Annotated in this window: 23 protein-coding genes; 13 read left to right on the forward strand and 10 right to left on the reverse strand. The window is 74.4% G+C overall.

Annotated elements, in window-relative coordinates; genetic code table 11:
• Positions 1 to 1,011, reverse strand: coding sequence for an amidohydrolase family protein (locus tag HOP40_RS21980; protein WP_172161536.1), 1,011 nt, complete (start codon positions 1,009 to 1,011; stop codon positions 1 to 3).
• Positions 1,004 to 2,359 carry a metal-dependent hydrolase family protein gene (locus HOP40_RS21985; RefSeq protein WP_172161538.1) on the reverse strand — a complete coding sequence of 452 codons (1,356 nt, stop codon included), beginning with the start codon at positions 2,357 to 2,359 and terminating at the stop codon, positions 1,004 to 1,006. The genes HOP40_RS21980 and HOP40_RS21985 overlap by 8 nt, the downstream gene beginning before the upstream one ends.
• 173 nt (positions 2,360 to 2,532) lie before the next feature.
• On the opposite strand from HOP40_RS21985, the gene HOP40_RS21990 reads away from it, so the two are divergent.
• Together HOP40_RS21990 and HOP40_RS21995 are read left to right on the forward strand one after the other, a co-directional pair.
• Entirely contained in the window at positions 2,533 to 3,345 is an 813-nt protein-coding gene (locus tag HOP40_RS21990; RefSeq protein ID WP_205346866.1) for an SDR family NAD(P)-dependent oxidoreductase, read from the forward strand.
• A gap of 20 nt (positions 3,346 to 3,365) precedes the next feature.
• Positions 3,366 to 4,256: a TrmB family transcriptional regulator gene (locus tag HOP40_RS21995; protein ID WP_172161540.1), complete on the forward strand. Its 891-nt coding sequence runs from the start codon at positions 3,366 to 3,368 to the stop codon at positions 4,254 to 4,256.
• 30 nt (positions 4,257 to 4,286) lie between these two features.
• On the opposite strand, the gene HOP40_RS22000 is transcribed toward HOP40_RS21995, so the two are convergent.
• Genes HOP40_RS22000 through HOP40_RS22010 form a run of 3 tightly spaced genes read right to left on the reverse strand, consistent with a single transcriptional unit; the run spans position 4,287 to position 6,510 of the window.
• Complete coding sequence (locus tag HOP40_RS22000) at positions 4,287 to 5,045, reverse strand: SDR family NAD(P)-dependent oxidoreductase (protein WP_240157201.1); 759 nt, start codon at positions 5,043 to 5,045, stop codon at positions 4,287 to 4,289.
• Position 5,046: 1 nt separating this feature from the next.
• Positions 5,047 to 5,811 (reverse strand): sugar phosphate isomerase/epimerase family protein, encoded by a 765-nt coding sequence (locus tag HOP40_RS22005; protein ID WP_172161542.1) that lies wholly within the window; start codon positions 5,809 to 5,811, stop codon positions 5,047 to 5,049.
• Between the two features lie 3 nt (positions 5,812 to 5,814).
• A complete protein-coding gene (locus HOP40_RS22010) occupies positions 5,815 to 6,510 on the reverse strand; it encodes a ThuA domain-containing protein (protein ID WP_172161544.1) in 696 nt (231 codons plus the stop codon).
• 146 nt (positions 6,511 to 6,656) lie between these two features.
• On the opposite strand from HOP40_RS22010, the gene HOP40_RS22015 reads away from it, so the two are divergent.
• Positions 6,657 to 7,622, forward strand: a complete 966-nt coding sequence (locus tag HOP40_RS22015; RefSeq protein WP_172161546.1) for a ketopantoate reductase family protein — start codon at positions 6,657 to 6,659, stop codon at positions 7,620 to 7,622.
• Here HOP40_RS22015 and HOP40_RS22020 read toward each other — a convergent pair.
• From HOP40_RS22020 to HOP40_RS22030, 3 genes are read right to left on the reverse strand one after another with little or no spacing between them, the layout of a single operon-like run.
• Complete coding sequence (locus tag HOP40_RS22020) at positions 7,588 to 8,607, reverse strand: LLM class flavin-dependent oxidoreductase (protein ID WP_172161548.1); 1,020 nt, start codon at positions 8,605 to 8,607, stop codon at positions 7,588 to 7,590. The genes HOP40_RS22015 and HOP40_RS22020 overlap by 35 nt on opposite strands.
• Positions 8,608 to 8,652: 45 nt before the next feature.
• On the reverse strand, positions 8,653 to 9,711 hold the full coding sequence (locus tag HOP40_RS22025; protein ID WP_172161550.1) for a DUF2855 family protein: 1,059 nt from the start codon (positions 9,709 to 9,711) through the stop codon (positions 8,653 to 8,655).
• Positions 9,712 to 9,728: 17 nt separating this feature from the next.
• Entirely contained in the window at positions 9,729 to 10,715 is a 987-nt protein-coding gene (locus tag HOP40_RS22030) for an AsnC family transcriptional regulator (RefSeq protein WP_205346867.1), read from the reverse strand.
• 178 nt (positions 10,716 to 10,893) lie between these two features.
• Here HOP40_RS22030 and HOP40_RS22035 point away from each other — a divergent pair, with 178 nt between their 5' ends.
• The 9 genes from HOP40_RS22035 to HOP40_RS22075 are packed head-to-tail and all read left to right on the forward strand — an operon-like array spanning position 10,894 to position 20,239.
• A complete protein-coding gene (locus HOP40_RS22035; RefSeq protein WP_172161554.1) occupies positions 10,894 to 12,498 on the forward strand; it encodes an ABC transporter substrate-binding protein in 1,605 nt (534 codons plus the stop codon).
• Between the two features lie 2 nt (positions 12,499 to 12,500).
• Positions 12,501 to 13,448, forward strand: coding sequence for an ABC transporter permease (locus HOP40_RS22040; protein ID WP_172161556.1), 948 nt, complete (start codon positions 12,501 to 12,503; stop codon positions 13,446 to 13,448).
• Positions 13,445 to 14,332 carry an ABC transporter permease gene (locus HOP40_RS22045; RefSeq protein ID WP_172161558.1) on the forward strand — a complete coding sequence of 296 codons (888 nt, stop codon included), beginning with the start codon at positions 13,445 to 13,447 and terminating at the stop codon, positions 14,330 to 14,332. The genes HOP40_RS22040 and HOP40_RS22045 overlap by 4 nt, the downstream gene beginning before the upstream one ends.
• Positions 14,329 to 15,315: an ABC transporter ATP-binding protein gene (locus HOP40_RS22050; protein WP_172161560.1), complete on the forward strand. Its 987-nt coding sequence runs from the start codon at positions 14,329 to 14,331 to the stop codon at positions 15,313 to 15,315. The genes HOP40_RS22045 and HOP40_RS22050 overlap by 4 nt, the downstream gene beginning before the upstream one ends.
• On the forward strand, positions 15,312 to 16,328 hold the full coding sequence (locus HOP40_RS22055; RefSeq protein WP_172161562.1) for an ABC transporter ATP-binding protein: 1,017 nt from the start codon (positions 15,312 to 15,314) through the stop codon (positions 16,326 to 16,328). The genes HOP40_RS22050 and HOP40_RS22055 overlap by 4 nt, the downstream gene beginning before the upstream one ends.
• Positions 16,325 to 17,308 (forward strand): MBL fold metallo-hydrolase, encoded by a 984-nt coding sequence (locus HOP40_RS22060; RefSeq protein ID WP_240157202.1) that lies wholly within the window; start codon positions 16,325 to 16,327, stop codon positions 17,306 to 17,308. The genes HOP40_RS22055 and HOP40_RS22060 overlap by 4 nt, the downstream gene beginning before the upstream one ends.
• Positions 17,308 to 18,237: a fumarylacetoacetate hydrolase family protein gene (locus HOP40_RS22065; protein ID WP_172161564.1), complete on the forward strand. Its 930-nt coding sequence runs from the start codon at positions 17,308 to 17,310 to the stop codon at positions 18,235 to 18,237. Before HOP40_RS22060 ends, HOP40_RS22065 begins: the two co-directional genes overlap by 1 nt.
• Complete coding sequence (locus tag HOP40_RS22070) at positions 18,238 to 19,758, forward strand: AMP-binding protein (protein WP_172161566.1); 1,521 nt, start codon at positions 18,238 to 18,240, stop codon at positions 19,756 to 19,758. It begins immediately after the preceding gene.
• A 37-nt stretch (positions 19,759 to 19,795) separates the two neighbouring features.
• Positions 19,796 to 20,239, forward strand: coding sequence for a hypothetical protein (locus HOP40_RS22075; RefSeq protein ID WP_172161568.1), 444 nt, complete (start codon positions 19,796 to 19,798; stop codon positions 20,237 to 20,239).
• Positions 20,240 to 20,245: 6 nt separating this feature from the next.
• On the opposite strand, the gene HOP40_RS22080 is transcribed toward HOP40_RS22075, so the two are convergent.
• Positions 20,246 to 20,617 carry an STAS domain-containing protein gene (locus tag HOP40_RS22080; protein ID WP_172161570.1) on the reverse strand — a complete coding sequence of 124 codons (372 nt, stop codon included), beginning with the start codon at positions 20,615 to 20,617 and terminating at the stop codon, positions 20,246 to 20,248.
• A 152-nt stretch (positions 20,618 to 20,769) separates the two neighbouring features.
• Here HOP40_RS22080 and HOP40_RS22085 point away from each other — a divergent pair, with 152 nt between their 5' ends.
• The gene (locus HOP40_RS22085; protein ID WP_172161572.1) at positions 20,770 to 21,120 is read left to right on the forward strand and encodes a PRC-barrel domain-containing protein; all 351 of its coding nucleotides are present in this window, start codon (positions 20,770 to 20,772) and stop codon (positions 21,118 to 21,120) included.
• A 753-nt stretch (positions 21,121 to 21,873) separates the two neighbouring features.
• Here HOP40_RS22085 and HOP40_RS22090 read toward each other — a convergent pair.
• Entirely contained in the window at positions 21,874 to 23,088 is a 1,215-nt protein-coding gene (locus tag HOP40_RS22090) for an HNH endonuclease (RefSeq protein WP_172161574.1), read from the reverse strand.
• Positions 23,089 to 23,674: the final 586 nt, after the last annotated feature.

Below are 23,674 nucleotides of genomic sequence, written 5' to 3' on the forward strand. Positions count from 1 at the left end.
CTACAGCCGCAGCAGGCGGGTGGCGTTGGCGGTGAGGGCGGCGCCGAGGTCGCCCGTCGGGGCGTCGTGGGCGCCGGAGTCCCAGCCGGCGAAGTTGGTGCCGAACACCAGGCGGTCGACGCCCGCGTGCGCGACGAGCAGGTCGAGCGACTGCTCGTCGTGCACGTGGGTGTCGAACCAGATGCGCCGGTAGTAGTGCTCGAACCCGTGGTCGCGCAGCGCCTGCGACGCCCACGGCCGCTTCTCGACGGCGGCGGCGAAGCGCCCGGACAGGAACGCCGCCGTGCCGCCGCCGTGGGAGACGCAGACGTCGAGGCCGGGGTGGCGCTCCAGCACGCCGCCGAAGACGAGCGCGGCGACGGCGAGGGTCTCGTCGTAGGCGAAGCCCAGGAGCAGGTCGAGGTCGAAGCGGCGCAGGCGGGCGTCGGCGGGCGGCCCGTCCGGCCCCAGCGGTGACGGGTGGACGAACAGCGGCACGTCCAGCTCGACGACCGCCTCGTAGAGCGGGTCGAGCGCGGGGTCGTCGAGCGTGCGGCCGGCCGGGTCGGTGTCGAGGTAGACCCCGGCCATGCCCAGCTCGCGCACGGCCCGGCGGGCCTCGGCGACGGACTCCGCGACGTCCTGCACCGGCAGCTGGGCGCTGGCGAGCAGCCGGTCGGGGTGCTTCGCGGCCAGGGCCGCCAGCCCGTCGTTGTGCGACCGCGCGAACGCGACGGCGTCGGCGACCGGCAGCGACCCGAAGTAGGTCAGCGGGTTGGGGGAGAGCAGCTGGCGGGCGATCCCGGCGTCGTCCATCGCGGCGAGCCGCACGTCGACGTCCATGAACGGGCTGCCGGCGTAGCGCACGCCGTGCAGCACGTAGTCGCCGACGCGGTAGAACGGGCGCCCGTCCTCCGAGGTGCCGAGCTCGGGCCCGGCGGCGCCCGCGGCGCCCTCCGAGGAGGCGAGGACGGCGTGGGCGTGGACGTCGATCGTGCCGGCGGGGGCGGTGCTCCTGATGGGCTCAGACATGCGAGAGCTTCTCGAGCTGCTCCTCGGTGAACGCCAGCGAGCGCGTCAGCGGGCAGGAGGCGAGGAAGCGCACCTGGTCCGACGAGCGGAGCTTCTGCTCGGGGATCGGGGTCGTGAGGTCGATCCGCTTCCCGTCCTTGATCACCTCGGCGATCGCGGTCTTGTCCTGGAGGATCGTCACGTCGGCCAGCGGGTCGCCGTCGACGACGAGGACGTCGGCGATGCGGCCCTCCTCCAGCGTGCCCACCTCACCCTCCATCCGCATCGCGAAGGCGCCGTTGCGGGTGGCCGCCACGATGGCGTCCATCGGCGAGAAGTCCATGTACTCGACGAACATCTCCAGCTCGCGGGCGTGCCACTCGCCGACCGGGGTGACGGCGAACCCGGTCTCGGAGCCGGTGAGGAACGGGACGCCGGCCGCGTGGGCCTTCGCCATCTGCTTGGCCGTCACCGCGATCTCGGCCCGGAACACCTCCAGCAGCTCGGGCGAGCTGCCGACCTTGGCGCCGTAGTCGGCGAGGTTGCCCAGCAGCGTGAACGTGGGGCACAGCGCGCTGCCGGCCTCGAGCACGGCCTCGAGGGCCTCGTCGTCCATGTAGGAGGCGTGGTAGATCAGGTCGACGCCCGCTCGGGCGGCGTCGCGGGTGCTCGCGGAGTTGCGGCAGTGCGCGACGACCTTGGTGTTGAGGTCGTGCGCGGTGTCGCAGACGGTGCGCAGCTCGTCGAAGTTCCAGACCTTGACCTCGGGGCCCTTCATCGACGGGATCAGGCCGGTGACCATGATCTTGATCCAGTCGACGCCGTACTTGATCTGCCTGCGGATCTCGTTGACCATCATGTCGCGGCCCTTGACGACCGTGGCGTAGGCGGTGGTGCCCTCGTCGGCGATCATCCGGCCGGCCGTGCCGCCGAGCATCGTCATCAGCGCCTGGCCGCCCGCACGCATCCGCGGGCCCTCGACGATGCCGGACTCGATCGCGTCGCGCAGCTCGCAGCCGATGTTCCACAGGCAGTCGGCGTCGAGCACGCTCGTGACGCCGGCGCGCAGCACCTTGCGGGCGTTGTAGGCCGAGAGCATCGAGCTGTAGGCCTCGGTGCGGTGGTGGAACAGCTCGTCGTTGCCGGTCGGCTCGCCGAACGTCAGGTGGGTGTGGGCGTCGATCAGCCCGGGCATGACGGTCTTCCCGGTGGCGTCGATCCGCGTCTCGTCCGGGGCGGCCTGCGCCAGCGCGGCGGCGCCGAGCGCGACGATCCGCCCGCCGCGCAGCAGCACGGCCTCGCCGGGGCGCGCCGCGGCGCCGGTGCCGTCGACGACCGTGCCGCCGCTGATCAGGATCCCGTCGGCCACGACGCGCTCCTCCGCTCGGTGTGTGCGTCAGCGCACTGACGACTAGTCGGTCCGCTCGTCAGTCTGGCACGTCAGTGCCGCACGTGCGAGAGGCTGGACGGGGCCGGAGGTGGGGCAGTAGCGTCGTTACCGTGCCAACGCCGCAAGGCGACCAGCGACGACGGGGGACATCCGTGACGGGCGAGTGGGCCGTGGTCACCGGGGCCGGCAACGGCATCGGGGCCGTCATCGTGAAGCACGCGGTGAAGGAGGGGTACCGGGTCGCGGCGTGGGACGTCGACGAGGACGCCGCCCGCGCCGTCGCGCAGGACGTCGGCGACGCCTGCGTGCCGGTGCGCGTCGACGTCGCCGACGAGGAGTCGGTGCGGGCCGCGGTCGACGCGCTGCCGCAGCCGCCCGCGCTGCTCGTCAACAACGCCGGGGTGGTGCGCTTCGGGCCGCTGCTCGAGCTGCCGGCCGCCGACTGGCGCCTCGCCGTCGACGTCAACCTCACCGGCACGTTCCTCGTCGCCCGCGCCGTGGCCGAGCGGATGATCGCCGCCGGGGGCGGCTCGATCGTCAACATCGCCTCGGTCAACGGCCTCGCCGCCGCCCCGAACGCCGGCGCCTACACGGCGTCGAAGGCCGGGATCATCATGCTCACCGAGCAGATGGCGCTGGAGTGGGCGGCGGGCGGGGTGCGGGTCAACGCCGTGGCGCCCGGGCTGATCGACGCCGGCATGTCCGACGCGATCTACGCCGACCCGGAGGTCCGGCGGCTGCGCTCGGCCCGCGTGCCGATGAACCGGCTCGGGTCGGCCGCCGACGTCGCCGACGCGGTGCTGTTCCTCGCCTCCGCGAAGGCCGGCTACGTCACCGGCCAGACCCTGGCCGTCGACGGCGGCATCACCCGCAGCGCGCTGAACGCGATGCCGCGGCCGCAGAGCGTGGACTCGGTGGGTGTCGCTCCCGGCACCGACCCGGTGGGCGACGGCGGCCCCGGCTGACCGGGTGGGACGATGACGCCATGTCCCAGGAGAGCGTGATCGCGGAGCTGCAGCGCCTGGGGATGTCCGGGTACGAGGCGAAGGCCTACGTCGCGCTGATCGCCGCCGGCACCCCGCTCAACGGCTACGAGGTCGCGAAGCGGTCGGGCGTCCCGCGCAGCACCGTCTACGAGACGCTCGGCAAGCTGGTCAGCAGGGGCGCCGCGTACGAGGTGCGGGCGGGCGAGGCGAGCGTCGGCTACATCTCGCTGCCGCCCTCGGCGCTGCTCGACCGGATGCGCCGCGAGTTCGACGCCTCGATCGACACCCTGCGCGACGCGCTGCCCGCCGTCGCCTCCCCGGCGCAGGTGCGCCTGGTCCACAACCTCACCGACCGGGCGTCGCTGCTGGCCCGGGCCGAGGACGTGGTGGCCGCCGCCCGCAACGACCTGTTCCTGTCGGGCTGGCCCGCCGAGATCGAGCCGCTCAAGCCCGTGGTGCGCCGGGCCGAGGCCGAGGGCGTCGACGTGTCGGTGGTGTCGTTCGGCGAGGACGACGACCCGGTCGGCAACACCACCCCGCACCGCTTCTCCACACCCGAGGTGGTGCTGGAGAACCTCGGCTGCCGCCTGCTGGTCGTGTCCGCCGACCGCGAGCAGGCCGTGATCGGCGGGGTCGTCAACGGCGACGCGTGGGGCGTCTACACCGATGACCCGGCGGTCGTGCTGGTCGCCGTCGAGTACGTCCGGCACGACATCGCGATGCACCTCATCGCGCAGCGCTTCGCCCCCGACGACTTCGAGAGCTTCTGGACCTCCGACCCCGACCTGCGCCGGCTGCGCGCCGACCACGGCATCCCCGCGGCGCTGCTGCGGCGGGGGCCGGCCGGGGCGAGCGCGCCGCCGCGGCGCGCGCGCCGCAGCGGTTCCTGAGCTGCAGCGGCTCCTGAGCCGGGCGGTCGGTCAGGCGTTCGTCACCCCGAGGCCGAGCCCGCCGTCGATCGTGAGGACGGCGCCGGTGGCCCACTCCGCGGTGAGCAGGTACTCCACGGCCTCCGCCACCTCGTCGACGGTGCCGGGGCGGCCCAGCGCGTGCGCCGGGCCGAGCGACTCCATGCGGGCGGCCGCGGTGGCGTCGTCGAAGATCCCGGCGCGCTGGTTGATCTCGGTGAGGACGCCGCCGGGGCGCACGCAGCTGACGCGGACGCCCTGCGGGCCCAGCTCGGCGGCGAGCACCCCGGTCAGCGTCTCCAGCGCCCCCTTCGTGGCCGCGTAGGGGGACGCGCCGGGGAACGCGCGCTGGGTGTGCACCGACCCGAAGAACACGACCGCGCCGCGGCGCTCCCGCAGGTGGGGCAGCGCGAGGGCGCTGAGCAGCAGCGGGCCGATCGTGTTGGAGGCGAACACGTCGTGCAGTCCCTGCTCGGTGAGCTCCTCCAGAGCGCCGCGGTACATGTTGCCGGCGCCGTGCACGACCGCGTCGATCCCGCCGCCGTGCTCCACCGCGGCGTCGACCATCGCCTGCCGGTCGGCCGCCGACGTCACGTCGCCGACGACGCCCCGCGCGCCGGCCGCCGCGGCGACGGCCTCGACCTTCCCGGCGCGCCGGCCCGACAGCACCACCCGCGCGCCCGCCGCGGCCAGCCGGTGCACCACCGCCTCGCCGATGCCCGACCCGCCGCCGGTGACCAGCACCGACATCCCCTCGATGGCGCGTCCCACGTCAGTTCCTCCCTGTCAGGTCGTCGCGGGCCGGGCGCAGCACGGCCTCGGCCGCGGTGCGCACCAGTACGGCCCGGTCCCGGGGGGCCAGCTCCGCCAGCACGTCGGACTGGACCTCGACCGACAGCGGCAGGCCCGCCGGCAGCCCGGCCACGAACGCGGCGAGCGGGAGCCCGCCGCGACCCGGTGGCAGCCGCTCGTGGCGGGCCTCGTGCGCGAGGTCGGCCGGCACCCGCGCGGGGTCGGCGACGTCGCAGAGCTGGGCGTACCCGGTCAGGGCCGGGTCGGCCGGGTCGTCGAGCCGGTCGCCCGCGCGGTGCAGGTGCAGCGGGTCGAGCAGGACGACGGCGCCCGGCACCGCCCGGGCGATCCGCTCCGCGGCGGCGCGGGTGCGGACGGCGGTGAACGCCATGCACTCCAGCGCGAGGCGGGTCCGCCCGCCCAGCAGGTCGGCGAGCTCGGCGAGCCGGTCGACGGTCGCGGACTCGTCGGGATCCTCGCTGACGGTGAGCAGGAAGCGCGCACCGAGCCCGGCCGCGGTCTCGGCCAGCTCGCGCTGGGCGTCGGTCAGCGGCCCCGCCAGGCGGACGACCTCGACGTCGAGCAGGCCGGTCCCGGTGCGGCGCAGCGCTTCTTCGACGCCGCGGGCCTGCGTGCGCGGGTCGGCGATCCGGACCCCGGCCAGCGGGAAGCCGGCGGCGGCGGCGCACTCGACGGCGTCGCCGGGGGAGAGGTCGAGCACCGTGCCGGCCGCGAGCGAGAGCACGCCTCAGCCCGCCGTCGTCCAGCGGACGGCCCGCCGGACGACCTCGGCGTGCTCGGGCACGTCGTAGGAGGGCGGGTGGTGGCCCAGCGCGTCGTAGACGACCCGGCCGCCGCCGTGCTCGCGAGCCCACAGCAGCGGCTGCACGGCGCCGCTCCCGGGCTGCGGCGCCGTCAGCAGGCCGGTGACGTCGGGGGAGTACCGGAGGTCGCCGTAGACCTCGTCGACCAGGGTGAACGGGTCGAGCCCGCTGACCAGCGGGTGCTCGGCCGCGACGGACACCGTGACCTCGGGCCCCAGCGGCGGGTGCTGCGAGCGGCCCCACTCCCAGGCGCCGCCCAGCGTCGCACCCCAGCCGGGCCAGTCGTCGAAGCAGATGCTCGCGGTGTGCATCCCGAGCACGCCCCCGCCCGCGGCGAGGTGCGCGTCGAGCGCGTCCCGGGCCGCCGCCGACGGGCTGGCGCCCTCCGCGGCGGCCTGCTCGCGGTAGCGCGGCGGGGTGCCCTCGCCCGTCATCGACCAGCGCAGGGCGTTCACGACCAGGAGGGCGGCCCCGGGCAGCGCGCGCAGCGCCGACTCGACGCCCGCCACGCCGGTGTGCACGTCGACGTCGAGCCCCTCGGCCTCCAGCACGGCGGCCAGCCGCGCGGTGGTGGCCGGGAAGTCGTGGGTGAGGCCCCCGGAGAGGACGACGGCGCGCACGGTCACCTCCGTAGTGATGCGACTTCCGTAGTGATGCGACTGACGACTACGGCGGATCCTACGGACGACCGGGGCGCGGGCGCTAGCCTGCGGTGAGCTGCCGCGTCCGGCAGCGCGGGTGCGGACGTGGGGCGGGGTGGTGGTCGGTGCGGGTGCTGGTGGTCGGCGCGGGGGCCGTGGGCGGCTGGTTCGGGGCCGCGCTCGTGCGCGCGGGCGTCGACGTCACGTTCCTGGTGCGGAGCGAGCGCGCCGCGCGGCTGCGTGCCGACGGGCTCGCGCTCGTCGACCCGGAGGGGGAGCGGAGCGTCGTCGAGGTCCGGGCGGTCACGGTCGACGAGCTCACCGACCCCGCCGACCTGGTCCTGCTCGCGGTGAAGGGCACCGGCATCGAGAAGGCGATGGACGACGCCGCGCGGGCGGTCGGCCCGTCGACGGCGGTGCTCCCGCTGCTCAACGGCGTCGGCCACGTGCCGCTGCTGGTCGACCGGTTCGGCCCTGCCGCGGTGCTGGGCGGGCTCTGCCTGGTGGCCACGCGCCTCGCGCCCGACGGCACCGTCCGGCACCTGGCGCCCGGGGGGTCGCTGCGGTTCGGCGAGCTCGACGGCGGCGCGACCGCGCGGCTCGACGACATCGCCACGGCGTTCGCGCCTGCCGGCTTCGCGACGTCCGTGTCGGCGACGATCGAGCACGACATGTGGGAGAAGTGGCACTTCATGGCCGCGGCGGGGGCCACCGGCGTGCTGCTCGGCGGCCCGGCGGGCGGGATCACCGCGGTCGAGGGCGGGGCCGACGCGGTCACCGCGATCCTCGCCGAGGCCTCGGCCATGCTGGCCGCCGCGGGCTTCCCGGTCCGGGACGAGGCGCTCGCGCGCGCCCGCGGCGCGCTGCTCACGCCGTCGTCACCGTTCACGACGTCGCTCTACCGCGACTTCGCCGACGGGATGCGCACCGAGGCCGAGCCGGTCGTCGGCGACATGGTGCGCCGGGCCGACGACCTGGGCGTGCCGGTGCCGCTGCTCGCGGCGGCCGCCGTGCGCCTGCGCGTGCACGAGGCCGCCGCGGGCCGAGGCGCGAGCCTCAGCGCCAGCCCAGCTCCGGCGCCAGGTGGGTGAGGACGGACTCCACGACGTGGGCGTTGTAGTCCACGCCCAGCTGCGTCGGCACCGTGAGCAGCAGGGTGTCGGCGGCGGCGATCGCCTCGTCCTCGGCCAGCTCGTCGATCAGCTTGTCCGGCTCCCCGGCGTAGGTGCGGCCGAAGCGCGCGTCGCCGCCGTCGAGGTGGCCGACCTGGTCGGTGCTGTGGCGCTCGCGCCAGAACAGCTGCTTGTCGAGGTCGCTGACGATCGGGAAGATGCTGCGGCTCACCGACACGCGTGGCTCGCGGTCGTGGCCGGCCTCCGCCCAGGCATCGCGGAAGATCCGGATCTGCTCGGCCTGCAGCTGGTGGAAGGGCACGCCGGTGTCCTCGGTGAGCAGCGTCGAGCTCATGAGGTTCATGCCCTGGCGCGCCGTCCAGTCGGCCGTCGCGCGCGAGCCGGCGCCCCACCAGATCCGGTCGCGCAGGCCGGGGGAGTGCGGCTCGATGCGCAGCAGGCCCGGGGGGTTGGGGAACATCGGGCGCGGGTTGGGCCGGGCGAACCCCTCGCCCCGGATCGCCTCGAGGAACGCGGCGGTGTGCTCGCGGGCCATGTCGGCGTCGGTCGAGCCCTCGGCGGGCTCGTGCCCGAAGTAGCGGAACCCGTCGACGACCTGCTCGGGCGATCCGCGGCTGATGCCGAGCTGCAGCCGGCTCCCGGAGATCAGGTCGGCCGCGGCGGCGTCCTCGGCCATGTAGAGGGGGTTCTCGTATCGCATGTCGATGACGCCGGTGCCCAGCTCGATCCGGCTGGTCCGGGCGCCGGCCGCGGCGAGCAGCGGGAACGGCGACGCCAGCTGCTGCGCGAAGTGGTGCACCCGGAAGTACGCCCCGTCGGCCCCGAGCTCCTCCGCGGCGACGGCGAGCTCGATCGACTGCAGCAGGGAGTCGGCGCCGGACCGCACCATCGAGTGCGGCGAGTCCGACCAGTGCCCGAAGGACAGGAAGCCAATCTTCTTCACCTCTCAACCAACTCGGCGGAGGTGGACGGCATTCCACGCACCCGCTCAGGTGCCCGGGACCACCACCTCCGCGGTGAGCGGCTCGACGCGCCCGCGGACCAGCCGCTCCCAGACCTCCGGCACGCCGTCGACCCCCGTCGTCGTCGTGACGCGGACGTGCGTCGACGCCCAGTCCTCGATCGCCGACCGGGCCCGCTCCTCGAGCGCGGTGACCGCGTCCTCGCCCGTGCGGTCGACGAGCTCGACGCGCCGTCCTGCGGTGGTGAAGCGCTCGACCGGCGGGCCCGGCGGCGCCGGTGGCGGCGGGGCGCCCGCCTGCGCGGCCCGGTGGCTGCCGCCGACGGCGATGCTCCGGAGCAGCGCCGGGCCGAGGTGCGCGTGCACCGCGGCGGTGGTCGCGGCCCGCCCGGCGACGTCGAGGTAGACGGTGCCGCGGACGGGCCCGAGGGCGTCGACGCCGTCGTGGTCGACGACCTCGTCGTAGACCTCCGCCCGCTCCGCGGCCCCGACGTGCGCCGGGGAGGTGATGCCGGCGACGGCGACGCCGCGCCGTCGCAGCAGCAGGGCGACGGTGAGGGCGGTCCTGCTCGTCGCGCTGGAGAGCACGACGCGCGCCGGCCCGAGCTCGGCGACCGCGTCGTCGAGCAGGGCGGCGGCGCTCGTCGTCAGCACCGCCACGGCGACGTCCTCGCGGGACTCCCCGCCGCGGGCAGGCAGCGGTGACAGGTCGCGGTAGAGCGGCAGGAGCCCCGCGCGCTCGGGCGCGACGGCCCGCAGCCGGTGGTCGTGCCGCTCCGCCCGGACGGAGAAGTGGCCGGCCATCGGCAGGTAGCCCGACCAGCGGCTGCCGGGCGCGGCGAGCCCGGGGTCGCCGTCGACCACCACGGCGTGACCCCACGCGGGCACCCGGCCCCAGTCGGGGGAGGAGGCGGGGAACGGCGCCCAGTGGCCCAGCGCGTCCCCGAGCAGGGCGTAGGTGAGGTTGTTGGCGGAGAGCCCGAACCGCTCGACGGCGAGCAGCACCTCGCCGGGGCCCGGTGGCTCCACGACGTCGTCGACGACGCGCACGGCGTGCAGGGGGTCGTCACGGCGGGCCTCGAACACGCGGGTCCGGGTGTCGGCTACGCCGTGCCGGACACCGACTCCGCCACCAGCGGCGCCGGCGCCAGGCCGAGCGTCCGGGCCACGGCGACGGCGAAGTGGTCGGCCACGCCCTGCGCGGTGGCCACGTACTCCTCGTCGAGCGTGGTCAGGCGGTCGTAGTACATGCTGATCGTCGCCACCAGCGAGTCGCCGTAGAGCATCGGCAGCGTCAGCAGGGTGACGTAGCCCTCGGCGACCACGAGGTCGTGGGCCGCGGCCATCAGGGGGTCGGTGCGGGCGTCGGCCACCACGATGTGCAGGCGCGTGTCCCACACCCGCTTGATGACGCCGTCCGTGCGGCCGTCCTCGATCCGCGCGACGAGGGCGTCGAGGTAGCGCAGCGAGATCCCGCGCCGCTTCGCGATGCTGGTGCCCCGGCGGCCGTTCCCCGGCTTGCTCGTGCCGATCAGCGCGCGGTCGGCCCCCAGCCCGGTGATGACGGCGTCGCAGATCGCGTCGGTCAGCTCGTCGAAGTTGCCGTAGCGCGGCGGGCCGATCATGAGCGCGGCGAGCGCCTCGGTGTCGACGCGCGGCCCCGGCGGCCCGCCCGCCCGCGCCGGCCCCCCGACCTCGCCGATGAGGTGGCAGGACTGCGCGTCCCGGACGTCGGGGTGGCTCTCGACAGTCTGCACCTGGAAGCGCAGCGCCGCGGCGTCGTCGGGGAAGGAGGCGGCGACGAGCACGTCGGCCGACCCGGTGATGAGGTGCACCCGGTCCACCTCCGACCGGGCGGCCAGGAACTCGGCCACCTGGAAGCGTCGACCGGCCTCCGTGTGGAGCAGGTAGACCATCCGGCTGCGCTGGGTCGGTTCGGCCAGATCCGCGGTGACGGTGAGCCCGTGGTCGCTGACCAGGCGCGCGATCCGGCTCCGCACGGTCTTCTCGGACACCCCGACGATCTTGGCGAGCTCGACGTTCGCGGCGCGCCCGTCCTGCTTCAGGGCGGCGACCAGGGCGCGGTCCACGTCGTCCAGTTCTCGGCGTCGTTCTCGTCCCGGCACCTTGACACCCACCCCTCGCGTGGCTGAAACTCCCGAAATCGGCATGAAAGAAGCAATTGACGCCGAATTTCGACTCTATCACTCCCTCGCCCCCGAGCCCAGCCGGACCGGGGCGGTCCGCAACGAAGCGCATGGAGGCCGGATGTCCGTCGTCATCGGAACGCGCCGCAGGACGGCCGCGGTGAGCGCCGCGGCGGCGCTCGCCGTCCTACTGGCCGGCTGCGGAGGGGGCGGGTCGGCGGACCCGGCCCCGACCGGGCCGGGGGCGTCGGTCGGCTCCGCACTGGCCGGCCCGGCCGACCCGGAGGCGACGCTGCGCTTCGTCTACGCCACCGACGCGAGCAAGAACTACGACCCCGCGACGGCGGCCAACCAGTTCGTCAACGCGTTCCTGCTCCCCGCCTACGACCGGCTCTTCGACATCGACGCGCAGGGCGCCGTGGTGCCGATGCTCGCCGAGAGCTCCGAGGTGGGCGACGGCGGCCGCACGCTGACGCTGACGCTGCGCGAGGGCGTCGTCTTCCACGACGGGGCGCCGTTCGACGCGGCGGCGGTCGCGGCGAACATCGAACGGGGCCGGACCGCCGAGCGCTCGAGCCTCAAACCCGACCTGGCCGTGATCACCGCGGTGGACGTCCTCGACCCGCGGACGGTGGCGCTGCGGCTCTCGGCGCCGTCGGCGTCGCTGCCCGCCCTGCTCGCCGACCGCGCCGGGATGATGGTCTCCCCGCAGGCGCTGGCCAACCCCGACCTCGACCTGCGGCCGGTCGGCGCCGGCCCCTACCGGGTCGTGGAGAACCAGCCCGGCGCCCTCGTCGTCTACGAGCGCTTCGACGACTACTGGAACGCCGGGGCGACGGCGGGCGCCGCCCGCCGGATCGAGGTGCAGATCCAGCTCAACCCCGAGACGCGCCTGCGCTCGGTCCAGGCGGGCGAGGCGGACGCCACCGTCGTCAACCTCGACCAGTACGCGGCCGCCACGGGCGCCGGCGGGCAGGTGCTCGTGCAGCCCGGCACCGGTGCGTTCCTCGTCTACCTGAACATGGCGAGCAACCCCGCCCTCGCCGACCCCGCGGTGCGCGCGGCGCTGTCGATGGCCGTCGACCGGGCCGGCATCTCGCAGGCGATCCTCGGCGGCCAGTGCACGGCGTCGCCGCAGATCTTCCCGGACGGCTACTGGGCCGCGGCCACCGATCTCGGCCCCGCCGCGTCCACCTTCGACGCGACCGCGGCCCGCCAGGCGCTCGCCGACGCCGGCTACCCCGACGGCTTCTCGATGTCGATGACCGTGATCAACGTGGCGCCGTACTCGACGGTGGCCGAGGCGGTCGCCGCGCAGTTCGGCCAGATCGGGGTGAGCGTCGACCTGCAGATCGCGGAGCCGGCGCAGGTGATCTCCGGGTTCACCGGGCAGAAGACCGTCGACTCCTACGTCTCGCAGTGGCCGGGCGCCGTCGACCCGGCCCGGACCGTCGGCTCGCTGTTCCTCAGCGGCGGCACCTTCAACCCCGGCGGCACGCAGGACGAGGAGATCGCCCGGCTGGCCGCGGAGGGACTGGCCACGCCCGAGGGCGACGCCCGGTCGGAGGTCTACCGGCAGATCGCGGCGCGGGCCGTGGACCAGCACCTGCACCTGCCGATCTGCAGCTCGCCGGTGCTGCTGATGGCCTCGCCGAACGTGCGCGGGCTGAGCACCACGATCGCGGGCGCGCCCGACCTGCGCGCCGTCGAGATGGTGGCGGGCTGAGCATGCTGCGCATGGTCGCGGGCCGCGTCGCCACGCTGGTGCTGCTGGTCTGGGTCGTCTCGATCGCGGTGTTCGCCCTCGTCCTGCTGATCCCCGGCGACCCGACCAGCACCCTGCTGGGCGACAACGCCACCCCCGAGCAGGTCGCGACGCTCCGCGCGAGCCTCGGCCTGGACGACCCGGTCCACGTCCGGTACGGCGACTGGCTCGCCGGAGCGGTGCAGGGCGACCTCGGCACCTCGATGCTCACCAGCTACCCGGTCACGCAGGCGATCACCGACCGGATCGGGATCACCGTGTCGCTGGTGGCGCTCTCGCTGCTGGTGTCGGTGGTGGTCGGGCTGGCCATCGGCGTGCTGGCGGCCGTCCGGCAGGGCGGGCTGTTCGACCGCATCGCCCTGCTGGGCAGCTCGGTCGGGATCGCCATGCCGAACTTCTGGCTCGGGCTGCTGCTCGTCACGTTCCTCGGCGCGGAGCTGGGGCTGTTCCCGACCAGCGGCTACGTCGACCTCGGCGCCGACCCGGCGGGCTGGGCCGCGCACCTCGCGCTGCCCGTCGTCACGCTGGCGGCGGGCGGGGCGGCGGAGGTCGCGCGCCAGACCCGGGCCGGCGTCGTCGACACCCTGCAGCTCGACTTCGTCCGCACGCTGCACGCCAAGGGCCTCGGCCCGCTCAGCGTGGTCGGCAAGCACGCCCTGCGCACGGCGCTGATCCCGGTGGTCACCGTGATCGGCCTGCAGGTGAGCCGGCTGTTCGGGCTCTCCGTGCTGGTGGAGGCGGTGTTCGCGCTGCCGGGCATCGGCTCGCTGATGGTGCAGTCGGTGTTCGACCGCGACATCCCGATGGTGCAGGGCACCGTCCTGCTGGCGACCGTCGTGGTCGTCACCGTGAACCTGCTGGTCGACCTGTCCTACGGCTGGCTCAACCCGAAGGCGGCGCTGACCTCATGACGGCTGTCCTGGACAAGGCTGCACCGGCCGCGCCGCCCGAGACGGCGTGGGGTGCGTTCCGGCGGCGCTTCGCCCGACAGCGGCTCGCGGTCGTCATGGCCGGGGTGCTGGGGGTGCTCGTCGTGGTCGCGGTGCTCGCGCCGTGGATCACCCCGCAGGACCCCAACGCGCAGACGCTGCTCGACCGGCTCGACGCGCCCGGCCCCGACCACTGGCTCGGCGCCGACGACCTGGGCCGGGACGTGGCGTCGCGGCTCGTCGTCGCCACCCGCGTGACGATCTACGCGGGCGCGCTGGCCACCGTCGTCAGCATGGCGATCGGGCTGCCCTTCGGGCTGCTCTCGGGCTACCTGCGCGGCTGGACCGACGCGGTCCTCAGCCGCGTCGCCGACGCGCTCATGGCCATCCCGCCGCTGCTGTTCGCGATGGCGATCGTCGCCGTCCTCGGCCGCGGCGTCACCAACGCGATGATCGCGATCGGGGTGGTGACGGCGCCGCGGTTCTTCCGCATGGCGCGCGGCGTCGCGCTCGTGATCCGCGAGGAGACCTACATCGAGGCGGCCCGGTCCATCGGCTGCCCCACCGGGAGGATCGTGCGCACCCACGTGCTGCCCAACATGGCGTCCCCGCTGATCGTGCAGACCTCGATCACCATGGGGTTCGCGATCCTGTTCGAGGCGAGCCTGTCGTTCCTCGGCCTCGGCGTGCAGCCGCCGGACGCGTCCTGGGGCTCGATGCTGCAGCGCTCCACGCAGTTCGCGGGCGAGGCGCCGTGGCTGGTCCTGCTGCCCGGGCTGGCGATCCTCGTGACCGTTCTGGCCCTGAACACCGTCGGCGACGCCGTGCGCGACTCCGTCGGCCGCGAGAACCGGAGGCTGGTGTGAGCGGCGTCGACCCCGTGCTCGACGTGCGGGACCTGGTGGTGGAGGTGGGCACGGCGAGCGGCTCGACCGTCGTCGTCGACGGGGTGAGCCTGTCGGTCGCCGCGGGGGAGACCCTCGGCGTCGTCGGGGAGTCCGGGTCGGGGAAGACGCTCACGGCGCTGGCGATCATGCGGCTGCTGGGGGCCACCGCCCGCATCGCGGCCGGCCAGGTGCTGCTGGAGGGCACCGACCTGACCCGGCTCGACGACCGCCGCATGCGCGAGGTGCGCGGCGGCCGGATCGGCATGGTGTTCCAGGAGCCGATGACCGCGCTCGACCCGGCCTACACCGTCGGCGAGCAGGTCGCGGAGACCGTGCGCCGGCACCGGCGCGTGAGCCGCGGCGAGGCGTGGAAGCGGGCGGTCGCGCTGCTCGACCGCGTCGGCATCCCGTCGCCGGACCGCCGGGCGCGCGACTACCCGCACCACTTCTCCGGCGGGATGCGCCAGCGCGTGGTGATCGCGATGGCGCTGTCGTGCGACCCCGTCGTGCTGCTCGCCGACGAGCCGACCACCGCGCTCGACGTCACCGTGCAGGAGCAGATCCTCACGCTGCTGGCCGGGCTGCGCGACGAGTCGGGGCTGGCGCTGCTGTTCATCTCCCACGACCTCGGGGTGATCGCCGACATCTGCGACCGCGTCGCGGTGATGTACGCGGGCCAGATCGTGGAGACCGCGCCCGTGCACGACCTCTTCGCCTCGCCCCGCCAGCCCTACACCGACGCGCTGCTGCGCTGCGTGCCCGGCGTCACCGGCACCCGGCTCGCGACGATCCCCGGCACCGTGCCGGCGTTCGACGCACTGCCCCCAGGCTGCCGGTTCGCGCCGCGCTGCGCCCACGCCGCACCGCGGTGCTCGGCGGGTCCGGTGGCGCTGGAGGCCGTGGACCGCACCCACCGGGCGCGCTGCGTCCGGCTCGACGAGCTCGCGGAGGTGGGCCGGTGAGGCCGCTGCTGGAGGTGGAGGGGCTCGCCAAGTCCTTCCCGGCGCGCCGCGGGGGCTTCGGCCGCCCGCGCGCCTTCGTGCGGGCCGTCCGGGACGTGTCGTTCACGATCGACCGCGGCCGGACCCTCGGCGTGGTCGGGGAGTCCGGTTCCGGCAAGTCGACGGCGGCCCGGCTGCTGCTGGGCCTGGTGCCCGCCGACGCCGGGACCGTCCGGCTCGGGGACGTCGACGTCCTCTCCGCCCGCGGCGACCGGCTGCACACCCTGCGCCGGCGGATGCCGATGGTGTTCCAGGACCCGTACTCCTCGCTGGACCCGACCTGGGTGGTGCGCGACATCGTCACCGAGCCCCTGCGGCTCACCGGCGAGCGCGACCGCGCGGTGCTGGGCGCCCGCGCCGAGGAGCTGGTGGAGATGGTCGGCCTCGCGCCCGCCTACGTCCGGCGCTACCCGCACGAGCTCTCGGGCGGCCAGCGCCAGCGCATCGCGCTGGCCAGGGCGCTGGCCTGCGAGCCCGACCTCGTCGTCCTCGACGAGGCCGTGGCCGCGCTGGACGTCTCCACCCGCGCCGGGATCATCGGGCTGCTGCAGGACCTGCAGGACCGCCTCGGCGTCGCCTACCTGTTCATCTCCCACGACCTCGCGCTCGTGCGCGTGGTCAGCCACGACCTCGCCGTGATGTACCTGGGGCGGGTCGTCGAGAGCGGGCCGACCGAGGACGTCTACGCGCGGCCGGCGCACCCCTACACGCAGGCGCTGATCGCGGCGGCACCCGTGCCGGACCCGGTCGTGCAGCGGGCGCGGGTGCGCCCGCCCGTCCGCGGCGAGGTGCCCAGCGCGCTGGACGTGCCGACCGGCTGCGCGTTCCACACCCGCTGCCCGCTGGCCACCGAGGTCTGCCGCACCACCGAACCGCCCGAGGTCCCCGTCGCCGACGGGCACCTCGCCGCCTGCCACCACACCGACCGCGCGGCCGCGCTGTCGGGGGAGTCCGTACTGAAGGGGACCTCGTGAGCACACTGGACTACCGCAAGGGCCTGCACGACCTGGGCGACGGGTGCCACGCCTGGATGCTGCCCGACGGCAGCTGGGGCTGGAGCAACTCCGGGCTGATCACCGGCTCGGGCACGTCGCTCATGGTCGACACCCTGTTCGACCTCGCCCTCACCCGGGAGATGCTCGCCGGGATCGCGCCCGTCACCGACGCCCACCCGCTGGCGACGCTGGTCAACACGCACTCCGACGGCGACCACGTCTTCGGCAACGAGCTCGTCGCCGAGCGGGACGTCGAGATCATCGCCTCCGCCGCGACCGCCGAGCTCATGACCCAGGAGGCGGTCGAGTCGCTGGCCTCGCTCAAGCGGCGCGAGGACGTGCTGGGCGACTTCGCCCGCTCGATCTTCGGCCCGTTCGAGTTCGAGGGCATCACCGCCACCGGCCCGACCCGCACGTTCGAGGGCGAGCTCAGCCTCGACGTCGGCGGCCGGGAGGTGCAGCTCATCCAGGTCGGGCCGGCGCACACCCCGGGCGACACGCTCGTGCTCGTCCCGGACGCGCGGCTGCTCTACGCGGGCGACATCCTCTTCATCGGCGGCACCCCGATCGCCTGGGCCGGCCCGATCGACCGGTGGATCGCCGCCTGCGACCGCATCCTCGACATGGAGATCGACCGGATCGTGCCCGGCCACGGCCCGGTCACCGACAAGTCCGGCGTCGGCGTGATGCGGGAGTACCTCGTGTTCGTCGAGGAGGAGGCGCGCAAGCGCTTCGAGCAGGGGCTCTCGGTCGACGACGCCATCGCGACGATCGACCTCGGCGCCTGGGCGCAGGTGCCCGAGCACGGGCGGCTCGCGCAGAACGTCCTCAACGTCTACCAGCAGCTCGACCCCAGCCTGCCCCGCCCGGACCGGCTCACGGTGCTGGAGCGGATCGCCGCGCTGGAGGGCTTCGCCGCCCCCGCCACCACTGCTCCTGCCGCCGAGGGGACCCTCTGATGCGCTTCGTCACCTACGCCTCCGCCGCCGGCGACGACCGGGTCGGGCTGGTGGACGGCGACGTCGTCCACGGCCTCGAGCCCGGCACCACCCTCCTCGACGTGCTCGACGCCGACGGCCTGCAGGCCGCGGGCGAGCGCGCCGCGGCGTCGCCGAGCGAGACCGTGGACCTGGCCGGCCTCACCCTGCGCGCGCCGCTGCAGCCGCGCTCCATCCGCGACTGCACCGGCTTCCTCCAGCACCTGCGCAACTGCCAGGGCGCGGCCGACATCCCCGTCGACGAGCGGCACGACCGGTTCCCGGCGTTCTACTTCTCCAACCCCTCCGCCGTGGTCGGCCCGCACGACGACGTGCCGATCTCACCCGGGAGCGAGCGCTTCGACTACGAGCTCGAGGTCTGCGCCGTCATCGGGCGGCCCGGCTCGACCATCGCGCTCGACCGCGCCGAGGAGCACATCGCCGGCTACATGCTGCTCTGCGACTGGAGCGCGCGGGACCTGCAGATCAACGAGATGGCGCTGCGCCTGGGCCCGGCCAAGGGCAAGGACGGGGCCAACACGCTGGGCCCGATGCTCGTGACGCCCGACGAGATCGAGTCCTTCCGCAGCCGCAACGCCTTCGACCTCGGCATGACCGGCTACGTCAACGGCGAGCTCGTCAGCGAGGGTCGCTGGGACACCGTCGACTGGGGCTTCCCCGACATGATCACCTACACCTCGCGGGGCACGCACCTGCGGCCCGGTGACGTCATCGGCTCGGGCACGGTGCCCTCGGGCTGCCTGTTCGAGCACTTCGCGCTCGACCCCGACGGCTTCCGCGGCTGGCTGCAACCCGGCGACGAGGTGCGGCTCGTCATCGAGCAGCTCGGCGAGATCCGCCACCGCGTGGTCGCCGGGGTGGAGCCGGAGCCGCTGAGCTCGGGGTACTGAGTGGACCTGACGCTGCGCGGGCTCCTCACCGGGGCGCTCGCCCGGTTCGGCGGGCGCCCCGCCCTCGTCGCCGACGGCCGCACCTGGAGCTACGCGGAGCTGGTGCGCGACGCCGACCGCCTCGCCCACGCCCTGGTCGCCGCCGGGGTCGGCCCCGGCACCCCGGTGGCGATCATGATGTCCAACCGGGCCGAGTGGGTGGTGGCCGACCAGGCCGTGCTGCGCGCGGGCGGTGCGAAGGTGCCGGTCAACGACATGCAGTCGCGCCCGGAGATCGAGTTCGTGCTGCGCGACTCGGCTGCCGTCGTCGCGCTGGCCGACGAGGGCATGGCGGCCGCCGCACTGGGTGCGGGCTCGCCGTCGCTGCGGACGGTGATCGTCGTCGGGGGACCGGTGGAGGGGGCGCTCGACTGGGACGAGGTCCTGGCGCAGGCGCCCGACACCGGGCCGCCCGACGTGCGCGTCCGCGGCTCCGACGTCGCGCTGATCGCGTACACGGGAGGGACCACCGGCCGCCAGAAGGGGGTCGTGCACACCCAGCGGGGGCTGGCGCTGAACGTCCTGGCGCACGTCGTCGAGACGGGCCTGCTCGACGACGAGCGCCTGCTGCTCACCTCGCCGCTGCCGCACTCGGCGGGCTACCTGACCCAGGCCGGCCTGCTGAAGGGGGCGCTGCACCTCGTGGAGCGCCGGTTCGATCCCGACCTCGTGCTCGACCGGATCGAGCGCGACCGCGCGACGGTCCTCTTCATGGTGCCGACGATGATCTACCGGGTGCTCGACCGCGCGGAGGAGCGGGAGGTCGACCTGTCGTCGCTGCGGACGATCCTCTACGGCGCGGCGCCGATCACGCTCGACCGGCTCGAGCAGGGGCTGCGCCGGTTCGGGCCGGTGTTCATGCAGCTCTACGGCCAGACCGAGGCGCCCAACTTCCTCACCCGGCTCACCCGCGAGGACCACGACCCCGCCGCACCCGAGCGCCTGTCGAGCTGCGGGCGGGCGGCGGCGCTGGTCGAGATCGCGATCCTCGACGACGACGGCGCGCCGGTCCCGGTCGGCGGGGCGGGGGAGGTGTGCGCGCGGGCGCCCTACGTCATGGAGGGCTACCTCGGCCTGCCGGAGAAGTCGGCCGAGACCCTGCGCGGGGGCTGGCTGCACACCGGCGACGTCGGCCGCGTCGACGCCGAGGGCTACCTGCACCTGCTGGACCGCCGGAACGACATGATCATCAGTGGGGGGATGAACGTGTACTCCACCGAGGTCGAGAACGTCGTGCAGGCGGTGCCGGGCGTGGTGCAGGTGGCGGTCGCCGGCGTCCCGCACCCCGACTGGGGCGAGGCGGTCGTCGCCTTCGTCGTGCCGGGTGCGGGGTTCGACGAGGCCGCCGCGGCGGACGTGTGCCGCGCGCAGCTCGCGGCGTACAAGCGGCCCAAGGCCTTCCGCGTCCTTCCGGAGCTGCCGGTCACCGCGTTCGGCAAGGTCGACAAGAAGGCGCTGCGCTCCGGCCGGCCCGGCTGGTGAGCGCCGCGCCACCGCGTGCGGCTGGGAGGATCGGGGCGTGTCGACCTCCTCCTCCGTCACCGCCGCGGCGGCGTTCGTCTGGCTCGGGATGGTGCTGGCCATCTCCTTCCTCGAGGCGCCGCTGAAGTTCCGCGCCCCCGGCGTCACGGTGCGGCTGGGCCTGCGCATCGGCCGGATCGTGTTCCGCGCGCTGAACGTCGCGGAGGTGCTGCTGCTGGTGGCCGCGGCGGTGTCGGTGGCGGTGTCGGTGTCGGGCGCGGGCGCGCCCGGGCCGGTGCTGGTGCCCGTCGTCGCCCTGGCCGTCCTGCTCGCCGCCCAGCTGCTGGTGCTGCGGCCCCGGCTCAACCGCCGCAGCGACCGGGTGCTCGCGGGGGAGGACCTGCCCCGCTCCCGCGAGCACCTCGTGTACGTCGCGGCGGAGGTGGTCAAGGTCGGGCTGCTGGTGGCGCTGGGGGTCGGGGCGCTGTCCGGCGCCGGGTGATCGCCGCTAGATCTCGGCGAGCGCGTCCTCGACGGTGGGGTGCAGGCAGAAGACGCCGGTCAGGCCGGTGATCTCGAGCAGGCGCGACACGACCCGGTTCTGCGTGCCCGCGAGGTGCAGGGCCGGCCCGTGCGCCGGCACGTCGGCCATCTCGACGAGCAGGTTGACCCCGGCCGAGGACACGAAGGTGATCCCGGCGAGATCGAGGACCAGGTGCCGCGGCGCCGGGAGCCGGTGCCGGTCGAGCAGGGCCTCCAGCTCGGGGGTGGTGGCCGAGTCCAGCTCTCCGGCGACCGACACGACCAGCGCCTCGCCCGCGCGCTGCGCGCTCAGGGCGAGCGGGGACAGCGGCGGTCCCGGGCGGGGGAGTGGGTCCACGGCTGGTGCTCCTGGAGGGGTGGTGCGGTCGACGTCGTGAGACTAGCGAGGAAAGCCGAGAGCGTCCAAGAAGGTCGTGCACAACACGTATGTCGGGCCCGTGCGAGGCCATCCGGACGCTTCGGCGCGGCCGCCGGTGGGTACAACCTGCCATGTTCCCTGCAGAGAACCTCCGTGACTGGGTGGGCCACGACGTCGTCGACCCCGACGACGACAAGATCGGCCCGATGGAGGCCGTCTACGTCGACACCGCGACCGACGAGCCGAGCTTCGTGACCGTCCGGGTCGGCTTCATCGGCCGCCACCGCCTCGCGCTCGTCCCCGTGACGGGGGCGACGGTGTCGCCCTCGGCCGTGCGCGTGCGGTACGCGAAGTCGCTGGTGAAGGACGCCCCCTCGATCGACACCGACGGCGAGCTGACGGCGGCGCAGGAGCCCGAGGTGTTCGCGCACTACGGCGTGGACTACGGCCCGGGGACGGGGCGCCGGCTCGCCCGGCGCTGACCGTCCGGGGCGTTCGTTCCGGGGGGTTCGCCAGGCGCCTGGCCCAGGCGCCGCTGCGGGTCGGCCTCGCCCTGCTGCGCACCGGTGTCGCCCTCGATCTCTCGGCGATCCGCGACGAGCGGCACCTGGCCGACGGCAACCTCGGGCGTCACTTCGACGCCGTGAGGCGGCGGGCTGGTCGCCCGCGTGGCGGAAAGACGGGTCGGGGTCGTCGCCGGAGCTGCTGGGGCGTGTCCTGCAAGCCTGTGCGCAGCCACACCACGATCGAGACGACGAGGAGTTCGCTGCGGACGCAGGCGGCGCGTCGGGCGTCGCGGGTAGCCAGGTCGCGACACTGTTGAGCCGGTTGAAGAAGCGCTCGTCGACGTTGCCGTCGGCGTCTACGGCGGGGTCGAAGACATATGGGGGACCGCCACGTGAGCCCTTGACTAGACGCCGCGCGATCTGGTCGGTCTTTTCTCGACTGGTGAACGCGATCCCGCGGCGCCGCAGCTCGGGTGCGGGTCGAGGGGTTGGAGTAGGAGCACGCGCTCGGGTCGTTTGCGTGGCCGGCCAGAGCCGTCTCGACGGCCCTAGATCTGATCCAGCAGCCAGACTGCCTAGGGAATCGTCCTTGATCACCGCCTCGTCCAGGAGGCGTTGCCAGGCGGTGGCAGCAAGGGCCCGATCCGGGCCAGGCTTTGTCGGTCAGCTCGCCACGTCCTACCACCCGGCCAAGATCAACGACCGCAGCCGGCACGGACACCACGACTTTCACGCGACGCAGCTCCGGTTCGCATTCTCCGATACCGATCGATTCACCGGTATGGCAGTGGTGACGTACTCGGCACCGGTGGGTGTGGTCGTGACGATTCCCCTCGCCGTCACTTCTGCTTTCCATCCGGGCGTTTCGCGGACCTGGTTGTGGAATGCGCACAACCCGCGTCCGTTGTCGAACTCCGTGGTGCCGCCGTCGGCCCAGCGGTGGATGTGGTCGAGGTGGCGGATCGGGGCGTCGCAGTAGGACTCCCGGCATCGGCCGCCGTCGCGGGCGCGGATCAGTGCTGCGAGCCGGCCGGTGAACAGGCGACTGCGGGAGTCGCCGCCGATCACCACGCCCTCGCTCGTGATCAGTCGTCGCCAGGTCGTGCGGGCGGCGCCGGTGGTGAGCAGGTCGATCGGGACGGGTCCGTGGCCGGGAATCTGCGCGGGCAGCGGACTGGTGGGGTCGACGAGGGCCTCGACCGGGACCAGGACCTGGATCTCGACGTTCACGTCCCCGGCGGTGGTCTGTCCGGTGAGGCGTTCGACGAGGGTGTCGGCCATGACCTGACCGCGGCTGCGGGTGAGCGGCTCGGGGCTGACCGCGGCCTCGTTGACCGCGGCCGCGAGTGCTGCGTAGCAGGCCACGGCCTCGCCGACGGGGAGGTGGGCGGTGAGGTCGGCCATCCCGTCGGCGGCGGGGCGGACCGACACCCGCCGGCCCGAGCGGGCGGCGCGGCAGCGGGTGAGGAACTTCCCGGGCGCGACCTGCGCGGCCAGAGTGCGGGTGAGGTCGTGGATCCGGCGCACCCCGAGGGTGTCGACGTGCTGGTCGGCGAGGGCCTGGTCGACCTGGGCCCGTTCGGTCGGGGAGAGGTGGGCGGTGGCGGCGACGATGGTGGCGGTGCGGTACTCGCACAGCCGCCCGGCGGCGAACAGGGCCCGTACCCGGTCGTGCCCAGCGTGGAGGTCGCGGGCCATCCGGACGCGGCGTCGGCCCTCGGTGGGCGAGACCCGGCAGGCCAGCCCGACCTGGGCGGCGATGCTGCGTTCCAGCGCGTCGGGCTCGACGGTTCCGGCCGCTGCCTGTGATTCCGCGTGGGCGCGGGCGAAGGCGAGAACGGCCTCGCTCTGCTCGGCCGCGATCGCCGCTTTCCGCTGCTCCAATATCGCGATCCGCTCGATCAGCGAGGCCTCGGAAGGCGACTCGGAACTGATCGACGGCATGGCGGAAGTCTAGCAGCAATATGGCCACAATGGACGAACATGTGTTCGATCGTGAACGGTCCCAGCGCTCTTGAGAACTCATGCCGACTGGAAACCGAGGTCGACGTACAGCCGTTGCCGCCCGCTCCACCCGCCCGCCGCTCCACCCGCCCGCCGCTCCACCCGCCCGCCGCTCCACCCGCCCGCCGCTCCACCCGCCCGCCGCTCCCACGCGGCGGCTGCTCCCACGCGGCGGCTGCTCCCACGCGGCGGCTGCTCCCACGCGGCGGCTGCTCCCACGCGGCGGCTGCTCCCACGCGGCGGCTGCTCCCACGCGGCGGCTGCTCCCACGCGGCGGCTGCTCCCACGCGGCGGCTGCTCCCAGCCGCCGACTGCTCCCAGCCGCCAGGACGCGTCGACGACGACGGCCGGCACGGCCGCGGGCATCCCGACCGCGAGCCGCGCATGCACGCGGCCACGCCGTCGAGCACCAGCTACCCGACCGCAGATTCGCGCAGGTCCGTCGCACGTCCTTCCCGCTGCCGGGACCCGAAACCGAGCGCGAGGTCGATCAGCGTGGAGATGACGGCAGCGATGGGGAAGTCCG

The organism is Pseudonocardia broussonetiae, assembly GCF_013155125.1.
GTDB lineage: Bacteria > Actinomycetota > Actinomycetes > Mycobacteriales > Pseudonocardiaceae > Pseudonocardia > Pseudonocardia broussonetiae.